14 protein-coding genes and 1 tRNA gene are annotated in these 17634 nt (G+C 67.6%); 4 read left to right on the forward strand and 11 right to left on the reverse strand.

The features are described 5' to 3' along the window. Window positions 1-70 precede the first annotated feature (70 nt). Both ACFWUR_RS22695 and ACFWUR_RS22700 read right to left on the reverse strand, forming a co-directional pair. Entirely contained in the window at window positions 71-1672 is a 1602-nt protein-coding gene (locus ACFWUR_RS22695) for a glycoside hydrolase family 13 protein (RefSeq protein ID WP_378909377.1), read from the reverse strand. A 433-nt stretch (window positions 1673-2105) separates the two neighbouring features. Further along, window positions 2106-2519 (reverse strand): globin, encoded by a 414-nt coding sequence (locus tag ACFWUR_RS22700; RefSeq protein ID WP_378909378.1) that lies wholly within the window; start codon window positions 2517-2519, stop codon window positions 2106-2108. A gap of 164 nt (window positions 2520-2683) precedes the next feature. Between ACFWUR_RS22700 and ACFWUR_RS22705 the strand changes: the two genes are divergently transcribed. Continuing rightward, window positions 2684-3397, forward strand: a complete 714-nt coding sequence (locus tag ACFWUR_RS22705; protein WP_378909379.1) for an HNH endonuclease — start codon at window positions 2684-2686, stop codon at window positions 3395-3397. Window positions 3398-3416: 19 nt separating this feature from the next. Here the strand turns inward: ACFWUR_RS22705 and ACFWUR_RS22710 are convergent, their stop codons facing one another. After that, window positions 3417-3986 (reverse strand): helix-turn-helix domain-containing protein, encoded by a 570-nt coding sequence (locus tag ACFWUR_RS22710; RefSeq protein ID WP_378909381.1) that lies wholly within the window; start codon window positions 3984-3986, stop codon window positions 3417-3419. Window positions 3987-4053: 67 nt separating this feature from the next. Here ACFWUR_RS22710 and ACFWUR_RS22715 point away from each other — a divergent pair, with 67 nt between their 5' ends. Together ACFWUR_RS22715 and ACFWUR_RS22720 are read left to right on the forward strand one after the other, a co-directional pair. Further along, window positions 4054-4746, forward strand: a complete 693-nt coding sequence (locus tag ACFWUR_RS22715) for an AzlC family ABC transporter permease (protein ID WP_378909382.1) — start codon at window positions 4054-4056, stop codon at window positions 4744-4746. Next, complete coding sequence (locus ACFWUR_RS22720; RefSeq protein ID WP_378909384.1) at window positions 4743-5063, forward strand: AzlD domain-containing protein; 321 nt, start codon at window positions 4743-4745, stop codon at window positions 5061-5063. Before ACFWUR_RS22715 ends, ACFWUR_RS22720 begins: the two co-directional genes overlap by 4 nt. Before the next feature lie 102 nt (window positions 5064-5165). Here ACFWUR_RS22720 and ACFWUR_RS22725 read toward each other — a convergent pair whose 3' ends face one another. The 7 genes from ACFWUR_RS22725 to ACFWUR_RS22755 all read right to left on the reverse strand — a co-directional run bounded on the left by ACFWUR_RS22725 (window position 5166) and on the right by ACFWUR_RS22755 (window position 16888). Then, window positions 5166-5837, reverse strand: a complete 672-nt coding sequence (locus tag ACFWUR_RS22725) for a hypothetical protein (RefSeq protein WP_378909386.1) — start codon at window positions 5835-5837, stop codon at window positions 5166-5168. Window positions 5838-5841: 4 nt separating this feature from the next. Continuing rightward, the gene (locus ACFWUR_RS22730) at window positions 5842-6312 is read right to left on the reverse strand and encodes an acyl-CoA thioesterase (protein ID WP_378909388.1); all 471 of its coding nucleotides are present in this window, start codon (window positions 6310-6312) and stop codon (window positions 5842-5844) included. Further along, a complete protein-coding gene (locus tag ACFWUR_RS22735) occupies window positions 6309-11195 on the reverse strand; it encodes an NAD-glutamate dehydrogenase (protein WP_378909389.1) in 4887 nt (1628 codons plus the stop codon). Before ACFWUR_RS22735 ends, ACFWUR_RS22730 begins: the two co-directional genes overlap by 4 nt. Window positions 11196-11426: 231 nt before the next feature. Beyond that, window positions 11427-13103 carry an energy-dependent translational throttle protein EttA gene (ettA, locus tag ACFWUR_RS22740; protein ID WP_378766421.1) on the reverse strand — a complete coding sequence of 559 codons (1677 nt, stop codon included), beginning with the start codon at window positions 13101-13103 and terminating at the stop codon, window positions 11427-11429. Between the two features lie 69 nt (window positions 13104-13172). Next, window positions 13173-13739 (reverse strand): single-stranded DNA-binding protein, encoded by a 567-nt coding sequence (locus ACFWUR_RS22745; RefSeq protein WP_101464039.1) that lies wholly within the window; start codon window positions 13737-13739, stop codon window positions 13173-13175. A 126-nt stretch (window positions 13740-13865) separates the two neighbouring features. Further along, a complete protein-coding gene (locus ACFWUR_RS22750) occupies window positions 13866-14843 on the reverse strand; it encodes a serine/threonine dehydratase (RefSeq protein ID WP_378909391.1) in 978 nt (325 codons plus the stop codon). Continuing rightward, window positions 14840-16888: a cytochrome c oxidase assembly protein gene (locus ACFWUR_RS22755; RefSeq protein WP_378909392.1), complete on the reverse strand. Its 2049-nt coding sequence runs from the start codon at window positions 16886-16888 to the stop codon at window positions 14840-14842. The genes ACFWUR_RS22750 and ACFWUR_RS22755 overlap by 4 nt, the downstream gene beginning before the upstream one ends. Before the next feature lie 137 nt (window positions 16889-17025). On the opposite strand from ACFWUR_RS22755, the gene ACFWUR_RS22760 reads away from it, so the two are divergent. Continuing rightward, window positions 17026-17099, forward strand: a tRNA-Arg gene (locus ACFWUR_RS22760). A gap of 176 nt (window positions 17100-17275) precedes the next feature. On the opposite strand, the gene ACFWUR_RS22765 is transcribed toward ACFWUR_RS22760, so the two are convergent. Next, on the reverse strand, window positions 17276-17563 hold the full coding sequence (locus ACFWUR_RS22765) for a hypothetical protein (protein WP_378909394.1): 288 nt from the start codon (window positions 17561-17563) through the stop codon (window positions 17276-17278). Window positions 17564-17634: the final 71 nt, after the last annotated feature.

Consider the following 17634-nt stretch of genomic DNA (forward strand, 5'->3'; position numbering starts at 1 on the left):
CAACGGTAGACGATGCTGTGTAGTAGTTCATCCTCCGGCCATCGGTTCTCGCACCGCGTGTCCGTCGCGGCTACACCAACCAGGCCGCCGCGTTGGGAGGCAACCGCTCGTCGGCGACCGGCGCGCTCGACAGCAGCACCTCCCCCGGCGGCAGCTGGATCGGGCCGTCGGAGGCGTTGAGCACACAGGTGAGCCCGCCCGGACGACGGAAGGCGAGACAGCCGTCGGGACTGCCGTACCACTCGATCCGCTGGCCCGCGAACTCCGGCCGGGTGGCGCGCAGATCGATCGCCAGGCGGTACAGCGACAGCGTCGAGTGCAAGCTCTCCAGTTGCGCTTCGACGGTACGGTCGGCCCAGTCGGCGGGAATCGGGAGCCACGGCGTCCCCGCGGTGAAACCGAACGGGGTGGCCGGGCCCTCCCACGGCATCGGCACCCGGCAGCCGTCGCGACCACGCTCCTTGTGGCCCGTGCGCTCCCAGACCGGGTCCCGCAGCACGTCGTCGGGCAGGTCGTCGACGTTGGGCAGCGCCAGTTCGGCGCCGTTGTAGACGAACACCGCACCGGGCAGGGCGAGTTCGACCATCATCATCGCCCGTGCCCGTGCGACGCCGGTCTTGCCGCCGCCGTAGCGGGTCACCTCACGTTCGATGTCGTGGTTGGACAGCGTCCAGGTGGGTGGGGCGCCCGCGTCGGCGACCGCCTCGAGGGAGTGGGTGATCGCGTCGTGCACGCCCTGCGCGGTGAAGGGAGTCTCGGCGAGGCGGAAGTTGAACGCCAGATGCAACTCGTCGGGACGGACGTACTCGCCGAAGCGGACGTTGTCGTCGACCCACACCTCGCCGATCGACACCGCGTGCGGGTAGTCGTCGAGCACCGTGCGGATGCGGCGGTGGATGGCGTGCACGCCGGGGTTGTTGAAGCGGGGATCGTCGTCGTCGTGCACGAGCATCTTGGTCTCGACCGTCGCCATGTCGGGCAGGCCCTCGGGCTTGGCCATCCCGTGCGCGACATCGAGGCGGAAACCGTCGACGCCACGATCGAGCCAGAAGCGCAGGGTCTTCTCGAAATCGTCGGCGACCTCGGGGTTGTCCCAGTTCAGGTCGGGTTGCTCGGGCGCGAAGATGTGCAGGTACCACTGCCCGAGGGTGCCGTCGGCCTCGGTGATCCTGGTCCAGGCGGGGCCACCGAAGATGCTCGGCCAGTTGTTGGGCGGTTCCTCCCCGTTCGCGCCGCGACCGTCGCGGAAGATGTAGCGGGCCCGTTCGGGGCTGCCCGGTGCGGCCTCCAGCGCTTCGGTAAACCACGCGTGTTCGACGCTGGTGTGGTTGGGCACCAGGTCCATCGTGACCTTGATCTCTCGGTCGTGCGCCTCGGCGATCAATTCGTCCAGCGCCCCCAGCCCGCCGAAGAGCGGGTCGATATCGCGTGGATCGGAGACGTCGTAGCCGCCGTCGGCCTGCGGGGACCGCATCACCGGGCAGATCCACAGCGCGTCGACGCCCAGTAGTTCCAGGTACCCCATCTTCTCGCGTACCCCGCCCAGATCACCGACACCGTCACCATCGGAGTCGGCGAACGAACGCGGATAGACCTGATAGAACACGGCGGTTTTCCACCACGGAGCGGTGCTTGCTTCCCCCGGCACCGGCGAGGCAGGTGTCTGTGTCACACCTGCAATATTGCCAAAGTTCGCCCGCGATAGTCATGGGGGGCAGGACTTTCTGCGAATCTGGCAAATTACCAGCGTTCGCCACGCGCCGACGAAACATCGTGGTAAAAGACGGGATCGTCGGGAAACCCCCGCGCCATCTGCTGGTCATCAGCGAACACCGGGCACCCACACCCTCCCACCGGGCTTCTACGGAGCCGTCCGGAGGTTGACCGCGAGGATGCGGCGCAGGCCTCGGTCAGGTCGCGAGTTCTGCGACGCGTCCGCGGTGTACGCCTGGGTCAGGCGAGTTCTGCAAGGAGGCTGCGGGAGTGCGGTGTACGCCTGGGTCAGGTGGGCGAGTTCTGCAAGGAGGCTGCGGGAGTGCGGTGCACGCCTGGGTCAGGTGGGCGAGTTCTGCAAGGAGGCTGCGGGAGTGCGGTGCACGCCTGGGTCAGGTCGGCGAGTTCTGCAAGGAAGCTGCGGCCATTTGGAAGTAGTCCAGTAGTGCCTTGCGGTGCTCGTCGTCCAGGATCGACGGTTCGATCTCGCCGACGGCGATCCGCATGCACCGCATCCAGGCATCGCGCTCCAGCGGCCCGACGACGAACGGGTTGTGACGCATGCGCAGCCGCGGGTGCCCGCGCTCGTCGGAGTAGGTGCGCGGACCGCCCCAGTACTGTTCGAGGAACATCCGCAACCGGCGTTCGGCCGGCCCGAGGTCCTCCTCCGGGTACAGCGGTCGCAAGATCTCGTCGGCCGCGACCTCGCGATAGAAAACCGACACCAGTCGGCGAAACGTCTCCGCGCCGCCCACGGCTTCGTAGAAGGAGGTCGTTGTCTGCTCACCGGAAGTCACGCGCTCCATTGTGCCCCGATCACCACGGTCACGAACGCGCTGCCCTTCAACGACAGTTCATCCGGAAGTTTGAAAAATAGCCGTGCAATACCGGCGCAACCATGGTCAACTGAGGGCAGTATCGGCCCCAGATACCACATGATCCTGCCAATCATGAAATTGAGGTCAACGAGATGAAGCAGCGACCGAGCGCCCGTTCACACGAGGCGCGCACGCACCGACAACTCCAGCCCGCCGACGTCCACAATCGTGGCTCGGGGGCTATTCCGCTGCACATCTTGTCCGATCATCATCCGGGCGCACACGGTCTTCACGACCTGCCGCATCTCCCCGCGCCACTGCATCTCGCCGGAGACCACGACGCCGCCGCATGGCGCAAACGCCGGGTCCTCCTCCTCAACGCCACTTACGAGCCGCTCACCGCGCTGTCCGCCCGTCGCGCCGTCGTGCTGCTGATCTGCGCCAAGGCAGACGCTGTCCACGAAAACCCCGAAGGACCGGTCCTGCACTCCGCGGGCTCCGCGGTGGCGATTCCGTCCGTCATCCGCCTGCGCACCTATGTGCGGGTGCCCTACCGCGCTCGCGTGCCGATGACCCGCGCCGCGCTCATGCATCGCGACCACTACCGCTGCGGGTACTGCGGCGGCAAAGCCGAGACCATCGACCACGTGATCCCCCGCAGCCGCGGCGGCGAGCACTCCTGGGAGAACTGCGTCGCCAGCTGCGCCCCCTGCAATCACCGCAAGGCCGACAAGATGCTGTCCGACCTGGGCTGGCACCTGCGCCACCCGCTGGTCTCCCCCAAAGGCCCGCACTGGCGACTGCTGTCCACCACCGCCGACCTGGATCCGATCTGGTTGCAGTACCTCGGCGAAGGAGCCGCCTGACACACCGCGCTCTCTCGACTCAGGCGCTCTCGATGACCATCGTCGCCCACGTACCCGGTTCGAGGGCTTCGAAGATGTGGGGAAGATCGCCCAGGTACCGGATGTAATCGCCGGGGCGCATCTCCACGGGCTCGTCGGCCGGGCCCGCCATGGCACGGCCCGCCGCCAGGACGACATGTTCGACCACCCCGGGCGTGTGCGGATCCGAGCGACGGGTGTGGCCGGGTTCGGCCGCGATGCGGTACACGTCACAGCGGGTGTGTGACTGGCCTGCTGCGAGCAACGTCACCCGGTAGTCGGCATCAGCCGACGGGACCGGCGCGCCCTCGTCGGCGCGGATGACCTGGACATTGGCCCGCGGCGGATCGAGCAGCCGGGAGAACGGCATCTCCAGGGCCACGCACAGCGCCCACAGGGTTTCCAGACTCGGGTTTCCCGTGCCCGATTCCAGTTGCGACAGTGTGGATTTCGCGACTCCCGCGCGATTGGCGACCTCGGTCAACGACAAGCCGGCGCGGGCGCGTTCGCGGCGCAGCGCCGCGGCGATCACCGCTTGGGGCGGTCCGACGACAGGGTCCTGCCGGTCCATCTACGTCTCCTGAGGGCTGGCGATACCGCGTTGACTTTACCCACCCGTCGCGTTCATTATGAGAAACATGCGTTCGATATGGCGAACACTCGATCGAGGAACCGTGACGGCCGTGGCCGCCGCGTGCCTCGCCGTCGGCCTGTTCGGCGTCTCCTACGGCGCGTCGACGATCGCGGCCGGCTTCCCGATGTGGATGCCGATCGTGATGGCGGTGACGGTGCTGGCAGGCGGGTCGGAGCTGCTGTTCTTCGGGATCGTCGCGGCCGGGGGTAGCCCGCTGGCGGCGATGGTGGCCGGGCTGCTGCTCAATGCACGGCATCTGCCGTACGGGCTGTCGGCGCCGGAGGTGTTCGGACGCGGCTGGAAACGCGTGCTCGGCATCCACGTCCTCAACGACGAGTCGGTGGCCTTCGCCGCGGCGCCGGGCGATCAGGAACGCAAACGCGCCGCGTACTGGGCGTGCGGCATCGGCGTGGCACTGTGCTGGCCGCTGGGGGCGACCCTCGGTGCGGCCCTGGGTTCGCTGGTGCCCGATACATCGGCGCTCGGATTGGACGCGGTGTTCCCGGTGATCCTGCTCACGTTGATCCTGCCCGCCCTACGCGATCGGGCCACCTTGCGCCCGGTGCTGGTCGGCGCCGGATTGGCGGTGATCGTCGCGCCCTACGTCCCCGCCGGACTACCGGTGCTGATCGCACTGGCCGGGCTGGTCTTCGCCCTGCGCCCACCGGCCCCGGTCGCCGAGTCGGCAGCGGCATGAACACGCCCTACCTCCTGCCCGCCATGTTGGCACTGGCCGTCGGCACCTACGCACTGCGCTGGACCGGCCCCGCGATGCGCCACCGTATGCGCCTGTCTCCCCGGACAATTCACCTACTCGACACCGGCGCCCTGATCCTGCTGGCAGCATTGGTAGCGACAGCAACCCTGCCCACCGGCTCGGGCCACCTCGGCATCGCCCTGCCCGCCGGCGTCACCGTCGGCGGAGTCCTCGCCTGGCGCCGTGCACCCTTGCTGGTCACCGTCCTGGCAGCGGCAGCCACCACGGCACTTCTGCGACTCGTCGGCGTGCACTGACCACCGCCGGTCCCGTCACCCCGCACCACCTTCAACGCTCCCCGCGACACCGACCAGCCGCATGATGGGGCCACCGAACCCGGAATTCCCGATCACCCCGATTCAGCTGGGCGACAACGGAATCCCACCCCCCAGCCGACGAGCCACCGATCCGTAGCGAGCGTCCAGCCGCAGCCAGGTGCGGGTAGCGCGAACACGAACCAACTCCGACGGCTGGATCCGCCGCGACTCCGTCTTCTCCCCCGCATGCGGGATGAAATCCATCGCGGTCAGCGCGAAGACGACCCGCATCGGCACCTGCACCTCGATATCGCCAGGGCCGGTGACGGTAAGGACCGACTGGTCGAGCAGCGAGGCGGGCGGCCCTTTGGGACCGCCGTGTTCCCGGGCGACGTCCGCCCCACGCTCGGCCAACTCGACCAGAGTGCGAGCGGGAACGTCGTCGACGTGGGTGAAGCCTTCGGTCGGCGGGAGGGCACCGCGCCAGGCGGAGTCCATCGAGTATCCGAGGTCGATCGGGTGGCCGGTACTCAGACCCGCCAGAACCGCGTCGGCCCCGACGGTGACATCGTCGACCCCGAGTTCGGCGGTGATGGTGCGCACCGCGAGAGTCTCGAACCCCGTTGCCACCCATGCGGATACAAGGCTGGATCCCCGTCGCCGCAACCGGACGACAGCGGCGGGATCGAGCCGGATGGCGCGGGTGAGGAAGGTGGCCAGGTTCTCGCGTTCGGCCGGGTCGGGGGTATAGAGCACCCGCTGTTCGGAGCTCACGAAATCAGGCCCGCCACAGTGCCAGGTAGTCGCGTTCGGACTCACTGAGCCTGCGCAGACGCTGGGTGTCGATGTCGAACGCGGCGAGTTGGGTGGTCGCGATGACCGCGGGTGGGGAATCCGGGGCTGCCCCGTTGGCACGCACCTCGTAGCCGATCGTGAAATCGACCGCGCGCAACTGCTTGACCCACATGGCGATGTCGAGCGGTGTGTCCTCGTGGCGCAACTGGCCGCGGTACTTCACATGCAGGTCGACCAGCACACAACCCTGCCGCCCCATCGATGCGGTCGGCTTGTCGTCGTCGAACAGCCACGGAATCCGGGCCTCTTCCAGCAGCGTCACCATTCGGGCGTGGTTGACGTGCTGGAACACATCCATGTCCGACCAGCGGATCTCGACTTTCGCGTGAAAACGCTGCGGCAACACCAACTCCGGTGCGGCTGTGGCGGTGTTGCCGTGCGGCGAACTCGTCACCGTGGTACCTCCGATTGGGCGCCCACCCCGCTCACCATGCTCCGCACCTGTCGCGCGGCAACCGACAGTGTGGCGAGGTCGTGGGTCCCGGACTCGAACAATTCCGACAGTGCCGCGCGCGCACGGCCCAGCCGGGACTGGTTCTTCGACTCCCAGTATGCAATTTTCTCGTCGGCAGTTTCCTCCGGGTCGCCCCCCGACAGCACATCGAGGGTGAGCGAGCGCAGCGACGCGTACATGTCGTCGCGCAGGGCGAGCCGGGCCAACGCGTGCCAGCGGTCACCGCGTTCGAGGTGACTCACGGCCTCGAGCAGCCAGTCGATCTTGAGGTGCTCGTTGAGCGCGTAGTACAGGCCACCGACCTCGGCGCCGTCGCGATCGGTGATATCGGCGATGTCGACGATGTCGAGCAGCGGGAACAGTCCGAGCAGCCCGAACACCTCTGTGGCCAGGTCGGTGGGTGCGCCGCGAGCGATCAACTCGGCCGCGCCCTGGGTGAGCGAGGTGACGTGGTGCCCGCGCAACCAGCCCGGCACCTGCGGCGCGAGTTCCTGCACCCGGCGGTGATACCGGTTGATCTCGGCGCCGACCGCGATCGGCTGCGGCCGGTTGCTCAGCAACCAGCGCGAGGCCCGGTCCAGTGTCCGCTTCGATTCCAGTTCCAGCAGGTCGCAGACCAGGGCGGGAGCATCGGCGCTTCGAATGCGCGACCACACGCCGTGCAGCCCGAAGATCTCGGTGGCCGCGGCGAATGCGCGCACCGTGTCGGTGGTGGTGGCGCCGACCTCTTCGTTGAGCCGATGGGCGTAGGTGATGCCGCCGTAGTCGACGACCTCGTTGACGATCATCGTGGTGACGATCTCGCGGCGCAGCCGGTGCTTCTTGATCGCCGCGCCGAACTGGTCGCGCAGCGGTGTCGGGAAGTACAGGGGCAGCTTGCTCGCGAAGAAGGCGCTGTCGGGCATGTCGGTGTCGAGCAGGTCGGCCTTGAGTCCGAGCTTCACGTGCGCGAGCAGGTTGGCCAGTTCGGGCGAGGCGAGCCCGGCGCCCGCCTCACTGCGACGAGCCAGTTCGGCGGTCGACGGCAGCGCCTCGAGCTCCCGATCCAGCCCACGCCGCCGTTCGAGATCGGCGATCACCCGGCCGTGCACATTGAGCATCTGGGGCGCGTCGGTGCGGGCGATGCCGATCAGCACGTTCTGATCGACGTTGTCCTTCAACACCATTCGGGCGACCTCGTCGGTCATCGAGGCCAGCAGCGGATTGCGATCGGCGGGCGCGAGACCACCCGCGCTGACGACGCCGTCGAGCAGCACCTTGATATTGACCTCATGGTCGGAGCAGTCGACGCCCGCCGAGTTGTCCAGGGCGTCGGTGTTCATCTTGCCGCCGTTGCGGCAGAACTCGATCCGGCCGAGCGCGGTGGCGCCCAGGTTGCCGCCCTCGCCGATCACCTTGACCCGCAACTGGCTTCCGTCGACGCGCACCGCGTCGTTGGACTTGTCGCCGACCTCGGCGTTGGATTCGGTGCTCGCCTTCACATAGGTGCCGATGCCGCCGTTCCACAGCAACTGCACCGGTGCGAGCAGGATCGCGCGCACCAACTCCGGCGGCGAGAGCGTCTGCACCGAGTCGGGCAGGCCGAGCGCTGTCCGTGCCTGCGGCGAGATCGGCACCGACTTCACGGTCCGCTCGAACACGCCGCCGCCCTCGCTGATCAGGCTGCGGTCGTAGTCGGCCCACGAGGATCTCGGCAGCGCGAACAGCCGCTCACGTTCGGCGAAGGAGCTCGCGGCGTCGGGGTTCGGGTCGAGGAAGATGTGCCGGTGGTCGAAGGCGGCGACGAGCCGGATGTGCGGCGAGAGCAGCATGCCGTTGCCGAACACGTCACCGCTCATGTCGCCGACGCCGACAACAGTGAATTCCTGGCTCTGGGTGTCGATGCCCATCTCACGGAAGTGGCGTTTGACCGCTTCCCACGCACCTTTGGCCGTGATGCCCATGGCCTTGTGGTCATAGCCCGCGGAGCCGCCGGAGGCGAAGGCGTCGCCGAGCCAGAATCCGTAGCGGGCGGCCACATCGTTGGCGATATCGGAGAAGCTGGCGGTGCCCTTGTCGGCGGCGACCACCAGGTAGGTGTCATCGCCGTCGCGGCGCACCACCCGGTCCGGGGGCAGCACGGCCCCGGTGGCCATGTCGACATTGTCGGTGACGTCGAGCAGCCCGGAGATGAAGGTGCGATAGCAGGCGACGCCCTCGGCGATACTGGCCTGGCGGTCGACCGCCGGGTCACCGATCGCAGCCGGCGGGCGCTTCACCACGAATCCACCCTTGGCGCCGACCGGCACGATCACCGCGTTCTTCACCGCCTGCGCCTTGACCAGACCAAGGATCTCGGTGCGGAAGTCCTCCAACCGGTCCGACCAGCGCAGACCGCCACGGGCCACCGAACCGAACCGCAGGTGCACGCCCTCGACCCGCGGCGAGTACACGAAGATCTCGAATTGCGGTCGCGGCTTGGGCAATTCGGCGATCTCGCGCGGCTCGACTTTCAGCGCCAAGAAGTCGCGTGGGCGACCTTCGTCGTCGAGGACGTAGTTGTTGGTGCGCAGTGTGGCCTTGATCAGACCGAGCATGGCGCGCAGGATGCGGTCGGCATCCATGCTGACCACTTCGTCGATGCCGGCCCGCACCCGTGCCTCGAGCTCGACCGCGACTTCGTCGGAGACGGTGGCCGGATCGAATCGGGCGGCGAACAGGTCGACGAAGTCGCGCGCGACTTCCGGATGAGCCAGTAGCACGCGGGCGATATTGACCTGAGAATACGGGAATCCGGCCTGCTGCAGGTATTTCGCGTACGCCCGCAGGATCGCGACCGACCGCCACGGCAGACCAGCGCGCAGCACGAGTTCGTTGAGACCGTCGGCTTCGGCCCGGTCGTACCAGACCGCTTCGAAGGCATCGGTGAACCGGGTACGCAGGGCGTCGACCTCGCCGGGTGCTTCGAGCAGCGCGGCGTCGAGGTCGCCGCCGAGGGCGTTGCGCAGCAGTTCGAGGCGGGCCTGCAGACCGAAATCGTAGATCCAGCGCTCGGTGCCGCCTTCGTGTTCGAGCTGGTAGGGCCGTTCGTCGACCACTTCGACGCCCAGGCTCTGCAACACGGGAAGCACCTGGCTCAGCGACACCCCGGAACCGGCGATGTAGAGGCTGAACCGCCACGAACCGGGTGCCGCCTCGGGCCTGCGGTACAGGTACTGGTCGATGCCGCCTTCGGTGAGACGCTCAAGGCGCACGATATCGGCCAGCGCGCGGGCGGGCGCGAAGTCCTCTTTGTAGCCCTCGGGCAGTGCCTCCGCGTATTGCTTGACCACCGCGGGATCGAGCACCGCGGAGGAGGCGACGGCGTCACCGATTCGGTCGTCCCAGGTGTGACTGGCCGCGTTGAGCAGGGACTGCAGGCGCAGCCGGTTGTCCTCGGAAGTGTCGGGGGCGGCATCGCCGGTGGCCTCGGCGGGCAGCATCACCGTGAAATACACACTGGCGAGCTCACTTTCGCTCACCCGCGCCGAATAGTCGATGTCCACGCCGCCGAGTTCGGCGACCAGGATCTCCTGCATCTGCAGGCGTACGGCGGTGGTGTAGCGATCGCGCGGCAGGTACACCATGCAGGCCACGAAGCGGCCGTAGCCGTCGCAGCGCAGGAAGAGCCGGACCTGCCTGCGCAACCCGACGCCGAGCACGGCCACGGCGGTGCGACGCATGGTCTCGGTGTCGGCGGAGAACAGTTCGGTACGCGGGAACGACTCGATCACCTCGAGCATCGCCTGCCCGGAGAAGGAGTCCTTGTCGAACCCGGCGCCCTCGATCGCGGTACGCACCCGCCGATTGATCACCGGGATGTCGAGCACGTTCTCGTGTACCGCGCTGACGGTGAACACCCCGATGAACAGGTGCACACCCAGCACCGCACCGGCCTCGTCGACATCGGCGACACCCACGAAATACGGATACACCGAACGATGCACGGTCGCGCGCACCAAGCCCTGGGTGAGCAGCAGCAACGGGCGGTCTTCGCCGTTGATGGGCACCTGGAAGTCGGTACCGATGTCGGGGCGAAGGACGCCGAGGCTCGCGCCGGGTACCGCCGCGGACACCGTGTGGCCGTTCTCTACGCCACGACGGTAGTGGGCGTAGCCGAGCAGGGTGAAGTTGCCGTCGGCCAGCCAGCGCAGCAGCTGGGCGCAATCGGCCACCTCGACGCCGGGGAACGGCGTGGAGCCCGCGGCAGCGGACCGGTCGAGCTTGTCGGCCAGCGAGCTCTGCACCGATGCCATGGCCTCGGTGTCGTCGATCACCTGGCGGACATCGTCGATCACCTCCGGAATGGTGTGTTCGAGATGATCGAGCTGGTCCCGGCTCGTCGACGGGTGCAGTTGCAGGTGCATCCACGATTCGGTCAGCCCGGTCGCGCCGTGCCCGTCCACCTCGTGCGCCGCGGCACCGGTGAGGTGGCCGTTCTCGTCGCGGGTGACCTCGAAGATCGGGTGGATCACCTCGGAGACGCTCACCTGCATCCGGCCCAGCGCCGCGGTGATCGACTCCACCAGCAGCGGCATGTCGTCGGTGACGACCTGCACGGCCGCGCCCATACCGGTCCCGTCGTCGGGGTGGTGCACTCGCACCGTGGCCTTACCCGGGCGACGAACGGCGGCCAATTCCATGTGATGCCGGAAGATCTGGGTGATTCCCGGGATCGGGAAGTCCACGTCACCGGCATCGACGTGTCGGAAATACGCCTCCTCGAGAGTCGCGAGATCGCCGCGCAAGCTCTGCGGCATTCCCGCGGCCCACGCCGCGCTGGAGATTTCCGACGAGACCGTCATCGTTTAGCCCACTCCCATGGATTGTGGTTCGCTTCGATTTCGCAACGCAGGTGACGCATTTTCGAGACTAGCTCCGGCTACCTGAACACGCTGAGGGATTTCAGGCTTGCCGCGCCGGTAACTTGCGGAATGCTGGATGAACGCCAGGGGTCCGATCCACACAACGCCGACGGCCCGGCGGATCGACCGTTCACAGATCGTTCCACCGGGCCGTCGTGCCGACCGCGCGTGTCAGTCGCGGGTCAGCTTGCGGTGCGTAACACGGTGCGGGCGAGCGGCTTCAGCGCCCAGACGCTCGATCTTGTTCGCCTCATACGCCTCGAAGTTGCCCTCGAACCAGTACCACTTGGCGTCATTGTCGTTGTCGCCCTCCCACGCCAGGATGTGGGTGCAGGTGCGATCGAGGAACCACCGGTCGTGGGAGATCACGACGGCACAGCCGGGGAACTGATCGAGCGCGTTCTCGAGCGAACTGAGGGTTTCGACGTCGAGGTCGTTGGTCGGTTCGTCGAGCAGGATCAGGTTGCCACCCTCCTTGAGGGTCAGCGCCAGGTTCAGGCGGTTGCGCTCACCACCGGAGAGCACACCCGCCGGCTTCTGCTGATCCGGTCCCTTGAAACCGAACGCGCTGACGTAGGCGCGCGAGGGCATCTCCTGGTTGCCGACCTGGATGAAGTCCAGACCTTCGGAGACGACCTGCCAGACGTTCTTCTTCGGGTCGATGCCGCCGCGGTTCTGGTCGACATAGCTCAGCTTGACCGTCTCGCCGACCTTCACCTCACCGCTGTCGGGTGATTCCAGACCGACGATGGTCTTGAACAACGTCGTCTTACCGACACCGTTGGGTCCGATGACGCCGACGATACCGTTGCGCGGCAGCGTGAACGACAGATCCTTGATGAGCTGACGATCGCCGAAGCCCTTGTCCAGGTTCGACACGTTGACCACGATGTCGCCCAGTCGCGGACCCGCGGGGATCTGGATCTCCTCGAAGTCCAACTTGCGGTGCTTCTCGGCCTCGGCGGCCATCTCCTCGTAGCGACCCAGTCGAGCCTTGTTCTTGGCCTGGCGGGCCTTGGCGCCGGACCGCACCCAAGCCAGTTCGTCCTTGAGGCGCTTCTGCAGCTTCTGGTCCTTCTTGCCCTGGACCTCGAGGCGCTGCGCCTTCTTCTCCAGGTAAGTGGAGTAGTTGCCCTCGTACGGGTAGGCGCGGCCACGGTCGAGCTCGAGGATCCACTCGGCGACATTGTCGAGGAAGTACCGGTCGTGGGTGACCGCCAGCACGGCGCCCGGGTAATCGGCGAGGTGCTTCTCGAGCCAGAGCACACTCTCGGCGTCGAGGTGGTTGGTCGGTTCGTCGAGCAGCAGCAGATCGGGCTTGCTCAGCAGCAGCTTGCACAGCGCGACGCGGCGGCGCTCACCACCGGAGAGATTGGTGACCGGCGCGTCCGGCGGCGGGCAACGCAGTGCGTCCATGGCCTGCTCGAGCTGGGAGTCGACATCCCAGGCGTCGGCGTGGTCGAGGAACTCCTGGAGCTTGCCCATCTCGTCCATGAGCTCGTCGGAGTAGTCGGTGGCCATCAGTTCAGCGATCTCGTTGAAGCGGTCCAGCTTGACCTTGACCTCGCCGAGGCCCTCCTCCACGTTGCCGCGGACGGTCTTCTCCTCGTTGAGCGGCGGCTCCTGCTGAAGGATGCCGACCGTGGCGCCCGCGCCGAGGAACGCCTCACCGTTGTTCGGCCGGTCCAGTCCCGCCATGATCTTCAGCACGCTGGATTTACCCGCGCCGTTGGGACCCACCACACCGATCTTGGCGCCGGGAAGGAAGTTCAAGTACACGTCGTCGAGGATGACTTTGTCGCCGTGCGCTTTGCGAACCTTGATCATCTGATAAATGAACTCAGCCATACGCGGAAGCCTATCGGTGGGGGAAACGGGGGCGGGATGGGGAAGGGACGAGTGCCGCGGAAACGACCCTCATGCGTCGACCTGCTCGGCACCGTTGGTGCTCGACACCACGTCCGGCGATCGCGCGGGGAGAGGATCCGCCACGGTCGTAGAGGCTACGGCAACGGGTTCGGTCGGCGCATACCCGGTGGCAGCGTCGTCGGCCTTCGCCAGAGCAGCGCCGTGAGGATCGGAAATATTCCGCACCGCCGCGTGCGGCAATGATCGCAGGCCCTCGGACCGGCGAATCACGCTCGCGTGGCATCGCGCCAGATCGGGCCCGACCGCGACCGCGCGCATCTCCAGATCCCGCCGCTCGGTTCCGTCCTTGCCGCGGTACTCGTGCGAGCGCAGTTGCCCGTAGGCGATCACCGGATCGCCGCGGTGCAGCGATCGATCCACCCCGGCCACCAGCCTGCGCCAGCACGAGACCGTGAGATACAACGTGCCGTTGTCGGTCCACTCCCCCGTTTTGGCGTCGAATCGACGCGAATTACTCGCCATCCGGAACGTCAGCATCTGCTCGCCGTTGCTGAGATCGCGCCGCATCGGATGGGTGATGACGGTCCCGATCACCGTCGCGTGTGCCTCGTACATCCTGCTCGCCCCCGCTCGAATCCACCGTTGTCGCTCTGACCACCCAAGAATGACCTGGCGAACGGGGGTGTGGGAGGCGCGCGGTGAATCTGTGGATGAATCGGGCGGTTGTGGACAACGTCGATGTCAGAGCACGGGAAGCTCGGTGTTCGCCCCGCACAGGACCACGATCGGCCGTACACCGGACTCGGGCTTGTACACACCGCTCTGCACGGCGGCCAGCGCGGCGGCACCTTCGAGCTCGACCACCACGCGGAACTCGCGCCAGAGATATTCGCGGGCGGCGGCGACCGCGTCGTCGGCCACCGCGACCGCGGGCATCCGGTGGCGCTGGGCGATATCGAAGGCGATATCGCCGACCCTGTTCGCGCACAGCAGTTCGGTGGCGTGCGAGGGCACGTCGATATCGACCGGCGCGCCCGCCGCGAGCGCCGCGGAGAGCACCGGGATGTGCTCGAATTCGATGCCGATGATCTCCCTGCGCTTGCCCAGCGCCGCCCCGAGGCCCGCGATCAGCCCACCGCCGCCGACCGCGGCCAGCACCGGCGGCCTGCCGCGCACCTGTTCTTCCAGCTCCAGCCCGATGATGCCGGCGCCGGCCACCACCGCGGGCATGTCGTAGGCGTGCAGATGCTCGGCTCCGCGCTCGGCGGCCAGAGTCAGCGCCCGGCGTTGCGCCTCGGCGTAAGTCGTTCCGTGCCACAGCACTTCGGCGCCGTGCGCCCACATCGCGGCCACCTTGGTGTGCGGCGCGGACTCCGGCACGACGATGGTGCATTCCTTGCCGAGCTGCGCCGCGGCCAGCGCGACCGCGATGCCCGCGTTGCCCGCCGAGGCGACAACCACATGGTCGGCGCCACTGTCGGCGGACAGCAGGGCGTTGAGCGCGCCACGCACCGTGAATGTGCCGCCGTGCTGCAGGAACTCCATCTTCAGAGACACCGGCACCGGCCCGTTCGGCCCGTCCACACTCGTGTGGAACACCGGTGTCTTGCGTACCCGCCCGGCCAATCGCCGCCGCGCCGCCCGCACATCGGTGCGCAGCACCCGCGGGGGCTCGGCTCGCTCGGTCGATTCACCCGCCGACACACCGAATCCGCTCACCGGCGGACCTCACCGTCGCGACGGGCCAGCTCGGCGTACATCGCGTTGTAGGCGGTGAGGTCGGCGTCGTTGTCGCGGTCGGCGGCCCGGTCGGTGCGCTTGGCCAGCCTGGTGTCGCTGCGTGACCACTGGATCAGCAGGGCGAGCATCACCACCACCAGCGGTACCTCGCCGCTGGCCCAGGCGAAACTGCCGCCGTTGCGCTGATCGGCGAGCAGGTCGATGTTCCAGCCGAGTCCGAGGGCGCGATAGAACCAGTCTCCGAGCACGGTCGTCATGCTCATCAGCGCGATGCCGAAGAACGCGTGGAACGGCAGCGTGCCGAACACCATCGCGAGCTTGGTCAGCGGTGCCACCTCGCGAGGCTTGGGGTCGATGCCGATCACCACCCAGTAGAACAGGTAACCACTGAGCAGGAAGTGGGTGTTCATCATCAGGTGGGCGGCGTGCGAGTCGACATAGGTGTCGAAGATGCCGCCCAGGTACAGCGCGTAGAACCCGGCGACGAAGATCACCGACGCCACCACGGGCTGGGTGAGGAACCGCGAGACCGGGCTGTGCACGGCCGCCAGAATCCACTCGCGCGGACCGGGCACCCCACCGCGTCCGGCGGGCGGGAGCGCACGCAGTGCCAGGGTCACCGCGCCACCGAGGGCGAACAGGATCGGCGCCAGCATCGACAACGCCATGTGCGCGCCCATGTGCACGCTGAACATCGCCGGCGCGTAGCGCCCGACCCCCGACGACGTGGCCAGCAACAGCACCACGCACCCACTGCACCAGGCGATGGTGCGCCCGATCGGCCACGCGTCGCCGCGCTTGCGCAGTCGGCGGACACCGAGCAGATACAGCGCGGCGAGCACGATGGCCAGGGTTCCGAAGATCAGATCGAAGCGCCAGTCGAACAGCAGGCGACCCATGGTCGGCGGGCCCGCCAGGTTGTAGCCCAGCTCCACTTCGACCGGCGTCGGCACCGTGGTCGGCGGCGGTGGCGGGGTGCGACCGAGACCGACGGCCAGGCCGATGGTCGCCGCGAAGATCAGCATCTCCACTCCGGCGAAACGGATGAGCGCACCGCGGTCACGCGGGTCGGCGGCCAGCGCGGGCAGCGAGGCCCGCCGCTGCAGGTAACCGATGGCGGCGAGCACCACCAGCGCGGCCGCTTTCGCGAGCACCAGCCTGCCGTAGGTGGTGGTGAACAGGTCCGAGACAGGCACTCGCACCCAGGCGTTGATCACGCCGCTGATGCCGATCACCACGATCGAGACGGTCGCGGCCACCGAGAACCGCCGGGCGGCGATGTCGGTGTCCGCCCCGCCGCGCATCGCGTGCGCCAGCACCGCGATCAGCCCGCCCACCCAGACCGAGGCCGAGACCATGTGCAGGATCAGCGAATTGGTCGCCACGTCGTGAGAGCCGCCCGAGGACGAGTGCCCGGTCAAGGCCAGCGGCATCATGGTCGCCACCGCCCCGGCCAGCAGCACCGGCGTCCAGCCCCAGCGCAGCGCGCATCGGCAGCCGATCGCCACGATGAGCGCGATCAACACCGTCGTGCGCCAGGCGCCCGCCACCTCGACCTGGGTGATCACCGGCCACAACACTTCCGGTCGCCAGATGGCGCTCACCGGCTGACCGGTCGTGTCCGACACCGTCAACGGCACCAGCAGCGCCGCACTCGCAGCCCACACCAGTGCGGCGTCGGAGGCCCGCCGCACCGCTCGATACCCACCGACCTCCAGCAGACCCCCGTCGCGCGGGGGAAGCAGAAACGCCGCGAACAACAGGGATCCGACTGTCACCGCGGCAGCCAGATCCGCCACCGCGCGCAGCGCGGGCAGTCCATAGGTTGTCAACGCTCCCGGATCGGGAATACCGAGCAAACTGAGCGCTTGCGCCGCCGACAAAGCGACCACGATAGCCGCGACCACCGCGGCGATACACCCGGCCACGACGCTGAGCACACCGAACGACGACGCCGGACCCGCTTCCGCCGGCGGCCCGCCATCGACGGCCGGTCCAGCGGAGGGGTCCTGCGATAACGACATGACAACGAGGGTAGTTCGACGTGCCCGACCACGCCCCGAGGGGGCGCTACACCCGAGCCCCCGCCCGACGATCCGGTCGGTCGCTATACTTTTCGAGCTGGACAGCCTGGCCGACTTCGGCCAAGGTGGATGCGACTGCCTCCGTAGCTCAGTTGGATAGAGCAAGGGCCTTCTAATCCCTAGGTCGCAGGTTCGATTCCTGCCGGGGGCGCAACCCTCCACCTGCATTTTCGCAGGTGGAGGGTTATTTTTAGTGTCGCAGGTTCGATTCCTATGGGAACCGGAACGTCGTTCAAGCCCCATATTCGCCGCAAACGCGCAGGTTGAACTACTTCCTGGCACGAATCGACAGCAGACAAGAACCAGGAACTCGCGTCGACACGGGCGTCAGCACGGATCGACATCGCCACGATCCTGCATCCAACCCGACAGCGCGGCCATCGCCCTGGCCTGCGCAGCAGCGATACGTTCGCCTTCCGCTCCACCGACGTACCGAACATGGTAGGACACCGTGATCCCGCCGCACACCGCGTCTATCGCCGGCACCTCGCGATCCGCTCCGTCAATCGACTGTTCGTGGTCTCCACCCACAGCGCCAGCCGAGCTCCGGCATGCCGGTACGTCCGACTCCGAAATCACCGGGTCAATGGGATCGACCTGTTTGTCGACAGCCACGCCCGACATTCTCGACGAGTTCACACTCCAGCCCAGGCAGCCTCGCGGGGTGGATGCCGTCCACGGACTCA

Source organism: Nocardia sp. NPDC058633 (assembly GCF_042717045.1).
GTDB lineage: Bacteria > Actinomycetota > Actinomycetes > Mycobacteriales > Mycobacteriaceae > Nocardia.